General features: G+C 56.5%; 16 protein-coding genes. 7 read left to right on the top strand and 9 right to left on the bottom strand.

Annotated elements, in window-relative coordinates; translation table 11 throughout:
• The gene (locus JQR90_RS03920; RefSeq protein ID WP_019364055.1) at positions 1–840 is read left to right on the top strand and encodes an HlyC/CorC family transporter; all 840 of its coding nucleotides are present in this window, start codon (positions 1–3) and stop codon (positions 838–840) included.
• A gap of 129 nt (positions 841–969) precedes the next feature.
• A complete protein-coding gene (gene lnt, locus JQR90_RS03915) occupies positions 970–2,499 on the top strand; it encodes an apolipoprotein N-acyltransferase (RefSeq protein ID WP_434140500.1) in 1,530 nt (509 codons plus the stop codon).
• A gap of 40 nt (positions 2,500–2,539) precedes the next feature.
• Here the strand turns inward: lnt and JQR90_RS03910 are convergent, their stop codons facing one another.
• Both JQR90_RS03910 and JQR90_RS03905 read right to left on the bottom strand, forming a co-directional pair.
• Positions 2,540–3,301 (bottom strand): YdcF family protein, encoded by a 762-nt coding sequence (locus JQR90_RS03910; protein ID WP_010797109.1) that lies wholly within the window; start codon positions 3,299–3,301, stop codon positions 2,540–2,542.
• Between the two features lie 106 nt (positions 3,302–3,407).
• Positions 3,408–3,773: a hypothetical protein gene (locus tag JQR90_RS03905; RefSeq protein ID WP_073449560.1), complete on the bottom strand. Its 366-nt coding sequence runs from the start codon at positions 3,771–3,773 to the stop codon at positions 3,408–3,410.
• A gap of 193 nt (positions 3,774–3,966) precedes the next feature.
• Between JQR90_RS03905 and leuS the strand changes: the two genes are divergently transcribed.
• From leuS to JQR90_RS03880, 5 genes are all read left to right on the top strand, one after another.
• Positions 3,967–6,573 (top strand): leucine--tRNA ligase, encoded by a 2,607-nt coding sequence (leuS, locus tag JQR90_RS03900; RefSeq protein WP_010797107.1) that lies wholly within the window; start codon positions 3,967–3,969, stop codon positions 6,571–6,573.
• Positions 6,574–6,596: 23 nt separating this feature from the next.
• Positions 6,597–7,205, top strand: coding sequence for an LPS assembly lipoprotein LptE (gene lptE / locus JQR90_RS03895; RefSeq protein ID WP_010797106.1), 609 nt, complete (start codon positions 6,597–6,599; stop codon positions 7,203–7,205).
• A gap of 36 nt (positions 7,206–7,241) precedes the next feature.
• Positions 7,242–8,300 carry a DNA polymerase III subunit delta gene (gene holA / locus JQR90_RS03890; protein ID WP_010797105.1) on the top strand — a complete coding sequence of 353 codons (1,059 nt, stop codon included), beginning with the start codon at positions 7,242–7,244 and terminating at the stop codon, positions 8,298–8,300.
• 50 nt (positions 8,301–8,350) lie between these two features.
• The gene (gene arfA, locus JQR90_RS03885; protein WP_010797104.1) at positions 8,351–8,509 is read left to right on the top strand and encodes an alternative ribosome rescue factor ArfA; all 159 of its coding nucleotides are present in this window, start codon (positions 8,351–8,353) and stop codon (positions 8,507–8,509) included.
• 88 nt (positions 8,510–8,597) lie between these two features.
• Positions 8,598–9,917 (top strand): lytic murein transglycosylase, encoded by a 1,320-nt coding sequence (locus JQR90_RS03880; RefSeq protein ID WP_010797103.1) that lies wholly within the window; start codon positions 8,598–8,600, stop codon positions 9,915–9,917.
• 47 nt (positions 9,918–9,964) lie between these two features.
• Here JQR90_RS03880 and lipA read toward each other — a convergent pair whose 3' ends face one another.
• The 7 genes from lipA to rodA all read right to left on the bottom strand — a co-directional run bounded on the left by lipA (position 9,965) and on the right by rodA (position 16,319).
• A complete protein-coding gene (gene lipA, locus JQR90_RS03875) occupies positions 9,965–10,897 on the bottom strand; it encodes a lipoyl synthase (RefSeq protein ID WP_085985617.1) in 933 nt (310 codons plus the stop codon).
• A 73-nt stretch (positions 10,898–10,970) separates the two neighbouring features.
• A complete protein-coding gene (gene lipB / locus JQR90_RS03870; protein ID WP_010797101.1) occupies positions 10,971–11,612 on the bottom strand; it encodes a lipoyl(octanoyl) transferase LipB in 642 nt (213 codons plus the stop codon).
• Positions 11,612–11,890, bottom strand: a complete 279-nt coding sequence (locus JQR90_RS03865) for a DUF493 domain-containing protein (protein WP_010797100.1) — start codon at positions 11,888–11,890, stop codon at positions 11,612–11,614. Before JQR90_RS03865 ends, lipB begins: the two co-directional genes overlap by 1 nt.
• 59 nt (positions 11,891–11,949) lie before the next feature.
• Positions 11,950–13,110 carry a D-alanyl-D-alanine carboxypeptidase family protein gene (locus JQR90_RS03860; RefSeq protein WP_010797099.1) on the bottom strand — a complete coding sequence of 387 codons (1,161 nt, stop codon included), beginning with the start codon at positions 13,108–13,110 and terminating at the stop codon, positions 11,950–11,952.
• Positions 13,111–13,180: 70 nt separating this feature from the next.
• A complete protein-coding gene (locus JQR90_RS03855) occupies positions 13,181–14,182 on the bottom strand; it encodes a septal ring lytic transglycosylase RlpA family protein (protein WP_010797098.1) in 1,002 nt (333 codons plus the stop codon).
• The gene (gene mltB, locus JQR90_RS03850; protein WP_073449562.1) at positions 14,179–15,198 is read right to left on the bottom strand and encodes a lytic murein transglycosylase B; all 1,020 of its coding nucleotides are present in this window, start codon (positions 15,196–15,198) and stop codon (positions 14,179–14,181) included. The genes JQR90_RS03855 and mltB overlap by 4 nt, the downstream gene beginning before the upstream one ends.
• A 17-nt stretch (positions 15,199–15,215) precedes the next feature.
• Positions 15,216–16,319 (bottom strand): rod shape-determining protein RodA, encoded by a 1,104-nt coding sequence (gene rodA / locus JQR90_RS03845; protein ID WP_019364043.1) that lies wholly within the window; start codon positions 16,317–16,319, stop codon positions 15,216–15,218.
• Positions 16,320–16,341 lie beyond the last annotated feature (22 nt).

Below are 16,341 nucleotides of genomic sequence, written 5' to 3'. Positions count from 1 at the left end.
ATGAACGAAGATCGATCGAGTAACGGGCACAGGTCCTGGCTGGAACGGATTGTCCAGGCTTTTGCCCACGAGCCCAAGAGCCGCCAGGAACTTCTGGAGTTGCTCCGTGAGGCTCACGAAAACAAGGTGCTCGACAGTGAAGCCTTATCCATTGTCGAGGGCGCTATCTCTGTTGCCGACCTGCAAGTACGCGACATCATGGTGCCGCGCTCACAGATCATTAGCGTTAAGGCCCACCAGACGCCCCAGGAGTTTCTGCCGGCCGTTATCGAGGCCGCTCACTCCCGGTATCCAGTCATTGGCGAGACGCCTGACGATATCCTTGGCGTCCTGCTCGCCAAGGATCTGCTGCCCTTGATCATTCACGGGGATCAGGCCTTCGATCTTAAGACTATTCTGCGTCCGGCCACCTTTGTTCCAGAATCCAAGCGGCTTAATGTGCTTCTGCGTGAGTTTCGTACCACGCACAACCATATGGCCATTGTGGTGGATGAGTATGGTGGTGTGGCAGGTCTTGTCACCATTGAGGACGTGCTTGAGCAGATCGTGGGTGACATTGAAGACGAGCACGATGTCGAGGAAGAGAGCTTCATCAAACCGCTTCCCAGCGGGGACTTCATCGTCAAGGCGCTGACACCTGTCCAGGCCATCAATGATTTCTTCGACACAGAGTACCCCGATCAGGATGTAGATACAGTGGGCGGTCTTGTCATGAGCGCCTTCGGTCATCTTCCTCGCCGAAACGAGGAAGTGGTCATCGACGACTTCCGCTTTCGTGTACTCAACGCAGACGGTCGTCGCATCCATCTGCTGCGCATGACTCCGCTCACCGAGCGATAAACTGCAGCGGCCTGTCTGCTCGCCTGAGCAGGCAAGCCGCTGAATAGCCCCGTATATACCTCTCTTAGTAGCTAGCAGCACCTGGCATCCATTAAGCTTGCGCACCGCTGCATAGACCAAGGATTTCCGATGCGCTGGATGGTTACTCCCGGCTGGAAAGGCAATTTGCTGGCACTGGTTGCCGGCGCACTAACGCCCCTCGCACTGGCGCCGTTCAACTTCTGGCCGCTGGAAATAGTATCGATTGCTCTCTTCTATCTTTCATTGCGCGAATTGCGCGCCGGATGGGCCTTTCTGCGAGGCTGGTGCTATGGCCTGGGGGCCTTTCTGGCGGGTACGAGCTGGGTATATGTCAGCATCCACGACTACGGTGCGGCATCCATGCCGTTGGCAGCGGGCCTCACGTTTGGGTTCTGCGCCGGTATTGCCCTGTTTTTTGCGCTGCCAGCCTGGTTATGGGTGCTTTGTTTGCGCCGCAATCATGCACCTGCCAGTGACGCCCTGGCCTTTGCAGCGCTTTGGTTTGGCCTGGAACTGTTCCGCAGCTGGTTCCTGACCGGCTTTCCCTGGCTGTTTGCAGGCTACAGCCAGATGGATGGCCCGCTGGCCAGCCTTGCTCCAGTAGGAGGTGTCTGGCTTCTGTCATTCAGCGTGGCGTTGATCGCCGCTCTGCTCGTCAATATTCCCTGGCTGATTCGCAGACCCGTCAGCCTGGTTGCAGGTATCGTCCTGCTGATTGCACCCTGGTTCGGCGCCATTGCCTTCAAAGGACAAGTCTGGACTCAGCCAGCCGGCGAGCCGCTCAAGGTAGCTGCCATGCAAGGCAATATTGCCCAGGAACTCAAGTGGGATCCGGGCCATGTGCAGGATACGCTGGCCCTGTATCGCCAGATGACTATTCGGGAAGGCAAGACCGACCTGATTGTCTGGCCGGAAAATGCCATTCCAGTGCTCAAGGAATATGCTGACGGCTATTTACAAGACGTTACGGCTATCGCCAACCAGCGCGGCGCAACGCTTATCACGGGCATTCCGGTACGTGAGCGTGACGACAAGGGCCAGGATCGTTTTTATAACGCGCTAACGGTCAATGGCGACAATACAAACACGTATTACAAACAGAAGCTGGTGCCGTTTGGCGAGTATGTTCCCTTGCAGGAGCAGCTGCGCGGACTGATCACCTTCTTCAACCTACCGATGTCCGATTTCGTCCCGGGCCCAGAAGGGCAGCCGTTATTAACAGCCAAGGGATACCAGATCGCCCCGTTTATCTGCTATGAAGTGGTCTATCCGGAATTCGTGGCAGACATGGCCACACGTAGCGATCTTCTGCTGACGGTAAGTAACGACACATGGTTCGGTAAATCATTCGGTCCTCAGCAGCATCTGCAAATGGCCCGGATGCGTGCATTGGAAAGTGGTCGCTGGATGATCCGGGGCACCAACAATGGTGTCACGGCCCTGATTGACCCCTTTGGCCGCATCACCACCCAGATCCCATCATTCCAGTTGGCTACGCTGCACGGGTCGGTCGTACCGATGAAGGGAGCTACACCCTACCTGACCTGGCGCCTCTGGCCGCTGGCCATTCTGTGTGGCTTGCTGGTGCTTTGGGCGCTGGCTCGTAGAGGCCTTGAGCGCTCCCGCCCTATTGTCTAAGGACAGACAGTGGCAGGCCAGCTGCCTGGCCTGCCCTACTTCAACGGTAGGCCAGCGGATAGGCTATGAGCCCTATCGCTTCGTTCAACAGAATCATGCTTTGGGCAATTGCCTTGGCCTCGGGCATCCATCCTCCCAGCGGCTTGCCGTTAGGCGTGCTCATGAATCCCATTGGCGCAGCGATTACCTCGAACCCCTGGCGCTCGAAGCACCACCGGGCACGCGCCATATGAAACGCCTGGGTAACCAGCACGATTCGCTTAACACCTGCTGGTTTGAGAATAGCCGCGCTGAGCGTCGCATTTTCCCACGTGGTACGGCTGTCTTTCTCCTGCCACCGCACCGATACGCCCAGGTCTTTTTCCATGACCTCGGTCATCAATTCCGCTTCGCTGGGAGGCGAAGACAAAGGTGAGCCTCCAGAAATAAGAATCGGCAGCTGAGAGACCTTGGCGATACGTGCCGCATAGCGAACACGCTCAATGCCCATCGCGCTGGAGACATCGCCTTCCCACGCCGGATCGTTACGCTCCCGGGAAGCACCCAGGATAACAATGGCATCTGCCTGCTGAGCCAGAGACGACCAATCAGCCTGAGCCAGAGGCGGATCACGCTCGATCAGGCGCGCCTCCCATTCAACCGCAATCGGCAGACTGATCAGCCAGAAACCACCCGCGCCCATGATCAGGCAGGCAACCGAAATTCGGGGCCAACGCTTGCGAAGCACAATACCGGCCCATAACAGCAGCAAAAACAGGCCTGGCGGCATCAATAGCTGCTTGCAAACGTAGCGAATCAACATCGAGACATCCATGACGTCAGGCACATCCCTGGTCTAGCTGGAAAAACGAGACGTGATAATAACGCGTAGGAAGCGGATTACCGAGGTGCAGGCATCCGAAGCGGAGTCAGATAGCGCAAGTATCCGTGCTGCAGACCTTGTGAGTCATGCACAGGGGGCACCGCTCGATTTGTTGTCCAGCGTTAACTTGCAGCCCGCAACGCAGGCAGCGCACTGCCACTGACGACTTTCCCAGACGGGAAGGCCTCGGATAAATCAGTTCCTGACAGGCATGAACCCATTGATCATTTCTGACCAGCCACTCCCTGATGATGTCCAGATCCTCCTGATGAAGGCCGGAAATTTCTATTTCCTGCTGCGCCCTGCGGTGCAAACGCTCCGCCGTGGCAGCCTCGTCCAGAGCACGCTCCAGACGCCGTTGCAAACGCTCCAGCGGAAGTCTCGCCAGGCGCTGCGCTGTGTCATGACTCATAGATAGCCTCCGGAAAGTCCTATCCTGCTGTTACCCAAGCGTAGTGCGCGATTGGCGAAACCGCGAGCCGATAAAATGACGAATTTCACTTTTATGAAATAAAACGCTTTCTGGCTAAAGGTTCCTTGCGTGGAGACGGTTCATGTATGCTTACCGGCTTATCTAATTGCTTTTCGTAGCCGCAGATCACGCCATGCACGAACATTACCAACCCCGTGAGATAGAAGCCGCCGCCCAATCCTGGTGGGAACAGAACAATGCCTTCTCTGTGACGGAGCAGCCGGGAAAGGAGAAGTACTACTGCTTGTCCATGTTCCCCTACCCAAGCGGCAAGCTGCACATGGGGCACGTCCGCAACTACACCATCGGTGATGTGATTGCCCGCTATCACCGCATGCAGGGCAAGAATGTCCTGCAACCCATGGGTTGGGATGCCTTCGGTATGCCGGCGGAAAACGCCGCGATGAAAAATAACGTCGCCCCTGCCAAGTGGACGTACGAAAACATCGAATACATGAAGAACCAGCTCAAGAGCCTGGGCCTTGCCATCGACTGGTCGCGCGAAGTCACGACGTGCAAGCCCGACTACTATCGCTGGGAGCAGTGGCTGTTCACCCGCCTGTTCGAGAAAGGCATCATCTACCGCAAGAACGGCACCGTGAACTGGGATCCGGTCGATCAGACCGTACTGGCCAACGAGCAGGTCATCGACGGCCGCGGCTGGCGCTCCGGCGCGCTGATCGAAAAGCGTGAGATTCCGATGTACTACTTCCGCATCACCGATTATGCGGAAGAACTGTTGGCGTCTCTGGATGATCTGCCCGGCTGGCCCGAGCAGGTCAAGACCATGCAGCGCAACTGGATTGGTAAATCCCGCGGCATGGAAGTTCAGTTTCCCTATGACCAGACTTCCATTGGTCATGCCGGCGCACTCAAGGTCTTCACAACGCGCGCCGACACCCTGATGGGTGCCACTTATGTCGCTGTCGCGGCCGAGCATCCGCTGGCTACCCAGGCAGCGCAGAACAATCCCGAGCTGCAGGCGTTTATTGACGAATGCAAGCGCGGCGGCGTGGCAGAAGCCGACATCGCCACCCAGGAAAAGAAAGGCATGCCGACGCCCTTGTTCGTCGAGCATCCGTTAACGGGTGAAAAATTGCCGGTATGGGTCGCCAACTACGTCCTGATGCATTACGGCGAAGGTGCGGTCATGGCCGTTCCGGCACACGACGAGCGCGATTTTGAATTCGCGACCAAATACAATCTGCCCATCAAGCCGGTCGTACGTACCAGCGCTGGTGACGAGACCCCTGCTCCCTGGCAGGCTGCCTATGGCGAGCACGGCACGCTGATCAACTCCGGCGAATATGACGGCCTTGACTTCAATGCGGCGTTTGAAGCCATCGCTGCGACCTTGCAGACCAAAGGTCTGGGCGAGCCGCGCACTCAATTCCGCCTGCGCGACTGGGGCATCAGCCGTCAGCGTTACTGGGGCTGCCCGATCCCGATCATCCACTGCAATAGCTGTGGTGATGTTCCCGTTCCGGAAGATCAACTGCCGGTCGTTCTGCCAGAAGATGTGATTCCAGACGGTGCAGGCTCTCCTCTGGCCAAAATGCCGGAGTTCTACGAGTGCTCCTGCCCCAAATGCGGCAGCGCTGCCAAGCGCGAAACCGACACCATGGACACGTTTGTCGAGTCGTCCTGGTACTTCGCCCGCTACGCATCGCCCAAGTTTGAAGGCGGTATGGTCGATAAGGATGCTGCCAACTACTGGCTGTCCGTCGACCAATATATTGGCGGTATCGAGCACGCGATTCTTCACCTGCTCTATGCACGCTTCTTCCATAAATTGATGCGTGACGAGGGGCTTCTCTCCTCCGATGAGCCGTTCAAGAACCTGCTGACCCAGGGCATGGTAGTCGCTGAAACCTATTACCGCATGGATGAAAAAGGCGGTAAGGACTGGTTCAACCCGGCTGACGTGGAAGTCGAGCGTGACGCCAAGGCCAAGGTTATTGGTGCCAAGCTGAAGACAGACGGTCTGCCGGTAGAAATCGGCGGCACTGAAAAGATGTCCAAATCAAAGAACAACGGAGTGGACCCGCAGGCCATGATCGATCAGTACGGCGCCGACACATGCCGACTGTTCATGATGTTTGCCTCCCCTCCGGACATGAGCCTCGAGTGGTCCGACTCCGGCGTTGAGGGCGGTAGCCGCTTCCTGCGTCGCGTCTGGCGTCTCGCCCAGGCACATACCAGCCAGGGCCTTACCTCTGCTCTGGATGTGGCAATGCTGACAAACGAGCAGAAGGAAGTCCGTCGCGCCATTCACCTTGCGATCAAGCAGGCCAGCCAGGATATTGGACAGAACCACAAGTTCAACACTGCCATTGCAGCTGTGATGACATTGATGAATGTGCTGGAAAAAGCGCCGCAGACCACCGAGCAGGACCGCGCGTTGATGCAGGAAGGTCTGGAAACCGTCGCGTTGCTACTGGCACCGATTACGCCCCATATCTGCCATGCATTGTGGAATGAGTTGGGGCATGCCGATGCCGTTATCGATGCCCGCTGGCCAAGCGTGGATGAAAGCGCCCTGGTACAGGACACCCTGCAGATCGTGATTCAGGTAAACGGCAAGTTGCGTGGCCACATTGAGGTCGCAGCCCAAGCCAGCCGTGAAGACATCGAGGCTGCTGCCCGTACGAACGAAAATGTTCTGCGCTTTACTGAGGGACTGACAATCCGCAAAGTAATTGTTGTTCCTGGCAAGCTGGTCAATATCGTCGCCAATTGAGGCTGAACGGAGTGAAAAAGATCATGATGAAACGGAGCTTTCCCTGCCTTGCGGCGATTGGAATGACCGTGTTGTTAAGTGCTTGTGGTTTTCAGCTGCGAGGTACAGGCGACACCGAACTGTCGCTGCGTGAGCTGAGTCTTTCCGCCCGTGACAGCTACGGTGAAACGGTCAAGCAGGTAAGAACCATGCTTGAAAGCAATCATGTAAACGTCAACCCGGGCGCGACCTATACGTTGTACCTGGCAGGTGAGCAGCAGACGCAACGCACTGCGAGCTATACCGCGGGCGCACGTAGTGCTGAAATCGAGCTGACGACCAAGCTGCCCTATGAAATTCGTGGCCGCAACGATGCCGTGCTGCTGCATGATGACCTGGAAACGCAGCGTTACTACGTGACGGATGAAAATAACATCATCGGCTCCGAGCAACAGGCTCAGCAGCTGCGTCGGGAAATGCGTGCAGAACTGGTCCGCCAGCTGGCTTCGCGCCTGCAGACCATTACGCCCCAGCGGCTCGACAAGTTGCAAAGCGAGGCTGACGCACGAGCGCGTGCCGAGGCCGAGGCCGCACGCGCAGCGCAGCAGAACATGCCGCCACAACAATCTCCGATCGAAATACCCACCCGCTGACGACTACGGGGCCTTACGGCCCCGTATTTTTATCCTATGAAACTGAACCCTGCTCAACTCGCCAAGCACCTGCAAGGACAGCTGGCGCCAATTTATATAGTCAGCGGCGACGAACCCCTGCTTTGCCAGGAGGCAACCGATGCCATTCGAGCCTCGGCGAAAAGCCAGGGGTTTGATGAACGTCAGGTGTTCAACGTAGAAAATAACTTTGACTGGAGCCTGCTTTACGAAGCAGGGGCAAGCCTGTCTCTGTTTGCCCAGAAGCGTCTGATCGAATTACGCATTCCAAACGGCAAGCCTGGTGACAAAGGTGCCGAAGCGCTACTACGCTACCTATCGCGCCCTGCTGAAGATACATTGCTGCTCATTAGCCTGCCCAAGCTGGATGGCAGCGCCCAAAAGACCAAATGGGCCAAGGCCCTGATTGAACATGCTGACGTTCTGTTCATTCAGATCTGGCCCATCGATGTTCATCAACTGCCTCAATGGATCCGCCAACGCCTTTCCCAGGCAGGTCTGGCCGCCTCGCAGGAAGCGGTCGAACTGATTGCCGTCCGGGTAGAAGGCAACCTGCTTGCAGCCGCCCAGGAAATTGAAAAACTCAAGCTCTTGGCCGAAGGCAACCAAATTGATGTCGCCACTGTACAGGCAAGCGTTGGTGATAGTGCCCGCTTCGACGTTTTTGGCCTCATCGATGCGGTTCTAGCAGGGGAGGCCAATCACGCGTTACGTATTCTGGAGGGCCTTCGCGGCGAGGGTGTCGAGCCGCCAGTGATCCTGTGGGCACTGGCCCGAGAGCTGCGGCAACTGGCCAACCTTGCGCAACAGCAGGAACAGGGTATACCACTTGACCGCGCGTTTGCGCAGGCAAAGCCCCCGGTCTGGGAGAAAAGACGTCCACTTATAAGCCGCGCCCTGCAACGACACTCCACGGCCAAACTGAGTCGCCTATTGCTGGATGCCCAGCTTGTGGATGCGCAGATCAAGGGCCAGGCCCCGGGTGATACCTGGACAACCCTGCGCCAGTTGACCTTGCTGTTGGCGGGTCAACGCTTCTCCTTGCCTTCTGCCGCTCTGGATACATTCTCACGATAATCGTAAGATGCCGGTCTTCGCGCAAACGCGCATTCAGACCGAGTACTCTCATGACCAAAAAACAGCGAAGGCCCAACAAGGCCAAATCCACTATTGCCCAGCCCCTGTTTCGCTGTCGACAGGAAAAGCCCAAAAAAGGCAAAGGCAGTTATCGCCGTGAAGCCTTCCCAATCGATGATGGGAAGGCTTTTTTATTGGTAGCCGCATAATTCCATCCGTACTCCCTTCTCCAAACGAAGACGCCTCGATTCAGGCATGTTATGGTGACGAGTCTGTTGACGCACCCGGTGGAGATTCATGCAACACGGGAAAAAACGCAGGCTGAAACACGGCAGCCTTATCGCAGGCACTCTGGCGACATTGATCACAGGGGTCATTGCTGCCTGTGCACAAACACAGACGCAGAGCGAAACGGCCACGCCAGCCGTCACGAACGCACCTACCTCTGCCTCACAAAGCCGCTCCGCCAATACGACGCCTGAGCCTGCTCCTCAGGAAAGCTTCGAGCAATGGCGAGACCGCTTCCGGCAGGACGCTCAAGCGGCCGGTATTACTACCGCAACCTTCAATCAGGCTTTCGCAGGCGTGACTCCTGACGATGCCGTGATTACAGCGGACCGCAGCCAACCCGAATTTACCCGTCCTGTGTGGGAATACCTGTCGTCTGCAGTTTCCCAGCAGCGCATTGCAAACGGCCAGAAGCTACTAACCCAATATTCGAGCCTTCTGGCGCAACTCGAGGCACGTTACGGCATCGAGCCAGAACGCCTTGTGGCCTTCTGGGGTATCGAAAGCAACTATGGCAACAACATGGGCACCAAGAGCGTTATTCGTTCTTTGGCAACCCTGGCTTATGAGGGACGGCGCCCCGCCTTCGCGCAGGCGCAACTGCTGGCCGCACTGACCATCATCCAAAATGGCGATATTACGCCTGAGCGCATGATTGGCTCCTGGGCTGGTGCCATGGGTCAAACGCAGTTCATTCCAACGACCTACAATGAACATGCCGTCGACTTTGATGGTGACGGTCGTCGGGATATCTGGGGCTCCAATGCTGATGCATTGGCCTCAACGGCCAACTATCTGAAAGCCTCCGGTTGGCAGGACGGAAAGCCATGGGGTTTTGAAGTTCGCCTGCCGCAGGGCTTCGATTATGCTCAAGCAGACATGGACATCCGCAAGCCCTTGTCAGATTGGCAGGCCATGGGTGTTCAAGGCGCAACGACGCCCCTCTCCCCTGCGTACTCCATGGAGCAGGCTTCTCTACTGCTTCCAGCGGGACATCGAGGGCCAGCCTTTTTGGTCTTCAACAATTTCCGGACCATTCTTCGATATAACAACTCATCATCCTATGCGCTAGCCGTGGGGCTTCTATCAGATAGCTATAAGGGCGCCGGGAAAGTCAGCGCAGCTTGGCCGCTTGAGGACGTTCCACTCAGCCGCAGCGAGCGAGTCGAACTTCAGCAGCGCCTGGCAGACCGAGGTTTTACGCCTGGTGCTGCTGACGGCATCATAGGTGCCAATACCCGCAAAGCCATACGAGCGTTCCAGCAGACACTTGGCTGGCCAGCAGACGGCTACCCTACCCCATCCCTGCTGGCTCGTTTACGTTCCTGACAGGCAATAAAAAAGGCGCTTAAAGCGCCTTTTTTATTGCCGTTCGATCAGGAGATCTTGCTGCCATGAGCTTGCTGGTCGGCATGATAGGAGGAGCGAACCAGCGGGCCGGATGCCACATTCTTGAAGCCCATCTTTTCGCCTTCCTCGGCAAACCAGGCGAAGGTATCCGGATGAACAAAGCGCTGTACCGGCAAGTGATTACGAGAAGGCTGTAAATACTGGCCCAGGGTCAGCATGTCGATGTCATGCTCGCGCATGCGCTTCATGACTTCAATGACCTCATCGTCTGTCTCGCCAAGCCCCAGCATCAGGCCTGATTTGGTGGGGACGTGTGGTACACGCTGCTTGAACTTCTGCAGCAGGTCCAGCGACCACTCGAAATCGGAGCCCGGACGAGATGACTTGTACAGGCGCGGCACCGTTTCCAGGTTGTGGTTGAAGACATCCGGCGGCTCGGTAGCGGTAATATCCAGCGCGATATCCATACGGCCACGGTAGTCAGGTACCAATGTTTCCAGCTGGATGCCGGGAGACAGCTGGCGGATCTCCCGCAGACAGTCGGCAAAATGCTGAGCGCCGCCGTCTCGCAGGTCATCACGATCTACCGATGTAATGACGACATACTTCAGACGAAGGTCGGCAATCGCGACAGCCAGATTTCGTGGCTCATCGACATCCAGAGGCTTCGGACGGCCATGCCCCACGTCACAGAAGGGGCAACGACGTGTACAGATGTCGCCCATGATCATGAATGTAGCTGTACCGCCAGAGAAGCATTCACCCAGGTTGGGGCAAGAGGCCTCTTCACAGACGCTATGCAGCTTATGCTTGCGAAGCAGCTGCTTGATGCGCTCCACTTCTGGCGTCACTGGAATTCGTACGCGAATCCAGTCAGGTTTACGTGGCAGCTCTTCGGTCGGGATGATTTTGACCGGGATGCGGGCAACCTTTTCTGCACCACGCAGTTTGACGCCCATTTCAACTTTCTTGCGCGCAGGCGCTTCAGCGATGGGCGTCTCGACGTTCACACTGTCTTGCACTGTTGTCATGTCAGCTCTTTTCCAGGGTGATCTGGTCAGCATAGCCAAGCTGTGACACGAGCTGCTCACGCAGCCGCTGGGTCACCTCGGCAAATTCGATCGGCCCGGCATGATCGCGTAGCTGGGTCATGGCCAGGCCGGCATAACCGCAGGGGTTGATTCGACGGAACGGCGCCAAGTCCATGTCGACATTCAAGGCCAGACCATGGAAGGAGCGTCCGTTACGGATACGCAAGCCAAGGGATGCGATCTTTGCACCCTTGACATAAACACCAGGGGCATCAGGCTTTGCATACGACTCGACCCCGTAGCTGGCCAGCACGCCAACCAGGCTTTGCTCGATTCGGGATACAAGCTCACGAACCCCCAACCCCAATCGCCTGACATCCAGAAGCAGATAGGCAATCAGTTGTCCCGGACCATGGTACGTTACTTGGCCGCCTCTATCGACCTGTATGACAGGAATTTCACCGGCATTGAGCAGATGCTCGGCCTTGCCTGCCTGCCCTTGGGTGAATACGGCGGGATGCTGTAGCAACCAGACCTCGTCCAGCGCCGAAGGATTGCGCTCGTCAGTAAAGCGCCGCATGGCCTGCCAGGTCGGCTCATAGGAGACCAGGCCCAGCTCTCGGAAGCCGAGCGTCTTATCCATTACAGCACCATATGGACGCGGCCAGTGGTGCGCAGGTCCGAATGGATCGATTGCAACTGCTCGACACCGGTAGCACGGATCAGGACCTGTACTGACAGAAAGCGGCCGTTACGGCTATCACGCGTTACCAGCGTCGTAACGTCCAGATCCGGTGCGTGGCGCTGAATGATTTCAACTACCAGATCAGTAAAACCGTCTCCGGCATCACCGATCACCTTGATCGGATAGTTATCGCAAGGAAATTCAATTTTTGGAGCTTGAGTGTCGGTATCAGTCATGGCATTCGCAGGTCTGGGGCCCGAAGGTAGAGACGCCCGCTAAAGCGGGCGTCTTGAGATCAGTTGAACAATCCGTAGAAGAATAGACGAATGCTATCCCACAACTTACGGAAGAAACCACCCTCTTCGACCGGCTGCAAGGCTACCAGGTCAGCTGTGTGCATGACCTTGTCATCCAGCTTCACTTCCACCTTACCAATAGGCTGACCCTTGGCAATCGGTGCAGTGATCTGCGGGTTCATAACAATTTCAGCTTTCAGCTTTTTCAGCTGACCGCGGGGCAGCGTCATGGTCAGGTCGTCTGCCAGACCCGCTGAAACCTCATGCTCGGTGCCTTTCCAGACCGGCGCACGCGCAAGCTCTACACCCTTCTTGTAGAAGGACTGGGTTTCGAAGAAACGGAAACCATAGGTTAGAAGCTTCTGGGTTTCGGCTGCACGGGCCTGCTCACTGTTCGTACCGAATACCACCGCGATCAAGCGCATACCGTCACGGACAGCAGAGGCGGCCAGGCAATAGCCTGCTTCATCAGTGTGGCCGGTCTTCAGACCGTCAACGGTCTTGTCACGCCATAGCAGCAGATTGCGGTTAGGCTGCTTGATGTTATTCCAGAAGAATTCCTTCTGGGAGTAAATGGCATAGTGAGTCGGCTCTTCATAGATGATTGCACGAGACAGTTTGGCAATGTCATGGGCAGAAGAGTAATGGTCCGGGTTAGGCAGACCCGTAGCATTCATGTAATGGGTATTGCTCATACCCAGACGCTGCGCCGTGGTGTTCATCATGTCGGCGAACGCGTCTTCACTGCCAGCAATATGCTCAGACATGGCCACGCTCGCGTCGTTGCCTGACTGGATAATGATGCCGTGGAGCAAATCGCTAACCGAAACCTGATTGCCCACCTGAATGAACATCCGGGAACCACCGGTACGCCAGGCATGCTCGCTCACATTGACCATATCGCTTTCCTTGATACGGCCACGCTGGATCTCCAAGGTCGCGATGTAGGCAGTCATCAACTTGGTCAGACTGGCTGGAGGCAGGCGCTGGTCGGAATTATATTCCGTGATGATCTGGCCACTGCTCGCATCCATGAGAACCCAGGACTTGGCAGCAAGCTGCGGGGGCGAAGGAATCATCGGCTCGGCCGCCCAGGCGGCTGGCGCAGCGATGAGCAGAACGAGCAAAAAGACGCGTTGAGCTAAGGTGGTGATGTTCATCCGACTCTCTAATGGTTAAGCAGACTAATTAAACAAGCCCAGAGGGCATATACACAGAGCGTCCTTGCTCCTAATCCGGACGTACCAGCGAGGCTTGCCCCAGATTGGCAAGACGCACGGTATTTTGCAGCTGACTGGCCTCACCCTGCGTGCCGATCGGCCCGAGTCTCACGCGGTGCAGAGTCTGCTGGTTGCGCACGACCGAGCTGATAAAGACCGGGGCAGCTGTCAGCTCGCTGAGTTTGTCCTTCAGGAGCTCCGCAGCGTCCGGGTTGGCGAAGGCGCCCACCTGGAGATACAGCCCACCGGCTTGTGCAGAAGCGTTTTTTTTTGAGTCGATCTCAAGCGGCACAACCGGCGCGGCATGCTGTTGCGGAGGCGGATTATAGGTTTCAACCGTAGCCACTGTCTGTGGTTTTACAGGTGTCGGAGCGGCAGGCGCACGTTGCGGCTGCGCCAGCACCATTGGCATCGGGCGGCCTTGCTGAGCCCACCATTGTGCCGGATCGATACCCTCGACACGCACATGGGCCGTTCCTGTCTCGGCATAACCAAGCTTCTTGGCAGCCGCAAAAGACAGGTCAATCACACGATCTGAATAGAACGGACCACGATCATTGACCCGAACAATAACGCTTTTGCCATTATCCAGGTTGGTTACACGAACGTAGCTGGGTAGCGGCAGGGTCTTGTGAGCGGCAGTCATTCCATAGAGGTCATAGGTCTCGCCGTTCGCCGTGGCCTGACCATGAAACTTGGTGCCATACCAGGAGGCAGTCCCGGTGACACGATAGCTCGTAGCATCGTTCAGCGGGAAATAGGTCTTGCCCAGCACCGTGTAGGGGTTGTTCTTGATAGGCCCGTAGTTGGGCATCGGAACGGCATCAGGAATACGTGAAACATCCACATCCCACCAAGGAGCACCGTCCTTATGCGGGCGTGAGTAACTACCAGCACTTGCATTGGCCCCATAGGTGGTCGGACTTTTTGGGGATGGGCTTGAGCAACTTGCCACTAGCCCTGCCAGGGCAAGACAGGTTGCGGCGGTCAAACCGCGATTAAAATAACTCATTGCGACGCCCCATGCGTATGACGCTCAGCAATAGCCTCCGCCAGCTGATTTACAGCCATGGCATACATGACGCTACGGTTGTAGCGTGTGATTGCATAGAAATTGGGCAGTCCCATCCAGTATTCAGGACCTGCCTCACCGTCCAGCCGGAATGAGGTGACACGCAGGTCATCTCTTAACGGCTCGGATGGATTCCAGCCCAGCGCACGCAACTCTGCCACGCTTTTAACCGGTTCGATACCCTGAACAACACCCTGTTCCACTTTATCGCCACGTACCTGAGCGCGCACCGCCACGCTGCCACCCGCAGTCCAGCCGTGGCGTTTGAAATAGCTGGCGACGCTGCCGATGGCATCGGCCTTGTCGTTCCAGATATCGATATGGCCACTGTTATCGAAATCTACAGCGTAGGCACGGAAACTGCCTGGCATGAACTGCGGAAGGCCCATGGCACCGGCATAAGAGCCGGTCAAGCTGAGCGGATCGAACTGTTGCTCACGACTCAAAAGCAGGAATTCACGCAGCTGATCTCTGAAGAATGGCGCTCGCTGAGGGTAATCAAAGGCCAGCGTCGACAGCGCATCCAGCACCCGGTAGTTGCCCTTGTTTCGACCATAGAAGGTTTCGACGCCAATGATGGCAACGATGAATTGAGGCGGAACGCCATATTCCCGCTCAGCCTTCGCCAGCGACTCGGCATTTTCGTTCCAGAACGTGACGCCCTGATCGATTCGCTTGTCGGTTACGAAGATAGGGCGGTACTCGCTCCATGGCTTTACTCGCTCCGCAGGACGAGAAATGGCATCGAGAATGCTCTGCTTGCGCTCGACTTCACCGAACAGCTCCTTTAACTGCTGTCCGGCAAAGCCATAGTTGCGCGTCATCTCGTTGATGAAGCTGGCAACCTGAGGCGAATCATCATAGTCGCCGGCCGTTGCGGCGCCCGTAATCCCTATCGCTCCCAGCAGACCGAAGCACTGAAGGCAGCGGCCCATCCATCCAAACGGTGTCAGCATTGCGTCCTTCACTTAAATCACGATTGGGCGATCCACTTCCGATGTGTGTGGATCGCCATCAAAACTCCAAAACCGCACAGCAACGTCACTACGGACGTACCGCCATAGCTGATAAACGGTAACGGCACTCCAACCACGGGCAGCAAACCGCTGACCATGCCAATATTGACGAAGACATAAACGAAAAATGTCATCGTCACGCTACCAGCCAATAGCTTGCCAAACAATGTTTGCGCCTGGATGGTAATCGTCAGCCCTCGCCCTATCAGCAGCAGATACAAGCACAGCAGCAGACATACGCCGACCATGCCGAACTCTTCTCCGAGGACGGCAATGATAAAGTCCGTATGGCTTTCGGGCAAAAAATCCAGATGAGATTGCGTTCCCAGAAGCCAACCTTTGCCAAATACGCCACCTGATCCAATGGCCGCTTTCGACTGAATGATGTTCCATCCAGACCCTAGGGGGTCCATTTCAGGATCCAAAAACGTTAGTACTCGCCGCTTCTGATAATCGTGCATGACGAAAAACCACATGGCTACCGCAACCGGTGCCGCCGCCGCCACTGCACCGATAAGCCAGCGCCACTGCATACCTCCGACGAACAGGACGAAGCCACCCGAAGCGAGAATGAGCATGGCGGTCCCAAGGTCCGGTTGATCAAGGATCAACACAAAGGGGATGCCGATTGTGATCAGGCTGACAACAATATGCTTGAAGCTGGGGGGAAGGCTGCGCTTGGACAGATACCAGGCCACCATCATGGGCATGAGCAGCTTCATGAATTCGGATGGCTGAAAACGTATGACTCCCGGAATATTGATCCAGCGGGTAGCCCCCATGGCGTTATGGCCCATGACATCCACGACCACCAGTAGTGCCACCCCAATGAGATAACCCAACGGCACCCAGCGAGCCATGAAGCGTGGCTCGAATTGTGCAATCACGATCATGGCCACCAGACCCAGCCCGAACGATGTGCCCTGTTTGATCACCAAGTCCCAGCTTTTACCGCTTGCTGAGTAGAGTACAAACAGACCGACAGCCCCGAGCATGAGCAATATCAACAGCAATGGGCCATCAATGTGCATCCGCTGCAGCAGGGTGGAGCGGCGGCGCATGACGTCGCCTTCGGGTATCGTC

This window comes from Pseudomonas sp. JZ114, from assembly GCF_051027705.1.
GTDB lineage: Bacteria > Pseudomonadota > Gammaproteobacteria > Pseudomonadales > Pseudomonadaceae > Chryseomonas > Chryseomonas luteola.
This window is presented reverse-complemented; position numbering and strand designations above follow the sequence as displayed.

What these genes read in the sequence shown, in the direction of transcription:
- JQR90_RS03920 (WP_019364055.1), top strand. Translation starts at nt 1, where the DNA reads ATGAACGAAGATCGATCGAGTAACGGGCACAGGTCCTGGCTGGAACGG.
- holA (WP_010797105.1), top strand. Translation starts at nt 7,242, where the DNA reads ATGAAACTGAACCCTGCTCAACTCGCCAAGCACCTGCAAGGACAGCTG.
- lipA (WP_085985617.1), bottom strand. Translation starts at nt 10,897, where the DNA reads ATGGGCGTCAAACTGCGTGGTGCAGAAAAGGTTGCCCGCATCCCGGTC.
- JQR90_RS03855 (WP_010797098.1), bottom strand. Translation starts at nt 14,182, where the DNA reads ATGAGTTATTTTAATCGCGGTTTGACCGCCGCAACCTGTCTTGCCCTG.
- arfA (WP_010797104.1), top strand. Translation starts at nt 8,351, where the DNA reads ATGACCAAAAAACAGCGAAGGCCCAACAAGGCCAAATCCACTATTGCC.
- leuS (WP_010797107.1), top strand. Translation starts at nt 3,967, where the DNA reads ATGCACGAACATTACCAACCCCGTGAGATAGAAGCCGCCGCCCAATCC.
- JQR90_RS03865 (WP_010797100.1), bottom strand. Translation starts at nt 11,890, where the DNA reads ATGACTGATACCGACACTCAAGCTCCAAAAATTGAATTTCCTTGCGAT.
- JQR90_RS03860 (WP_010797099.1), bottom strand. Translation starts at nt 13,110, where the DNA reads ATGAACATCACCACCTTAGCTCAACGCGTCTTTTTGCTCGTTCTGCTC.
- mltB (WP_073449562.1), bottom strand. Translation starts at nt 15,198, where the DNA reads ATGCTGACACCGTTTGGATGGATGGGCCGCTGCCTTCAGTGCTTCGGT.
- lptE (WP_010797106.1), top strand. Translation starts at nt 6,597, where the DNA reads ATGATGAAACGGAGCTTTCCCTGCCTTGCGGCGATTGGAATGACCGTG.
- lnt (WP_434140500.1), top strand. Translation starts at nt 970, where the DNA reads ATGCGCTGGATGGTTACTCCCGGCTGGAAAGGCAATTTGCTGGCACTG.
- JQR90_RS03880 (WP_010797103.1), top strand. Translation starts at nt 8,598, where the DNA reads ATGCAACACGGGAAAAAACGCAGGCTGAAACACGGCAGCCTTATCGCA.
- rodA (WP_019364043.1), bottom strand. Translation starts at nt 16,319, where the DNA reads ATGCGCCGCCGCTCCACCCTGCTGCAGCGGATGCACATTGATGGCCCA.
- lipB (WP_010797101.1), bottom strand. Translation starts at nt 11,612, where the DNA reads ATGGATAAGACGCTCGGCTTCCGAGAGCTGGGCCTGGTCTCCTATGAG.
- JQR90_RS03905 (WP_073449560.1), bottom strand. Translation starts at nt 3,773, where the DNA reads ATGAGTCATGACACAGCGCAGCGCCTGGCGAGACTTCCGCTGGAGCGT.
- JQR90_RS03910 (WP_010797109.1), bottom strand. Translation starts at nt 3,301, where the DNA reads ATGTTGATTCGCTACGTTTGCAAGCAGCTATTGATGCCGCCAGGCCTG.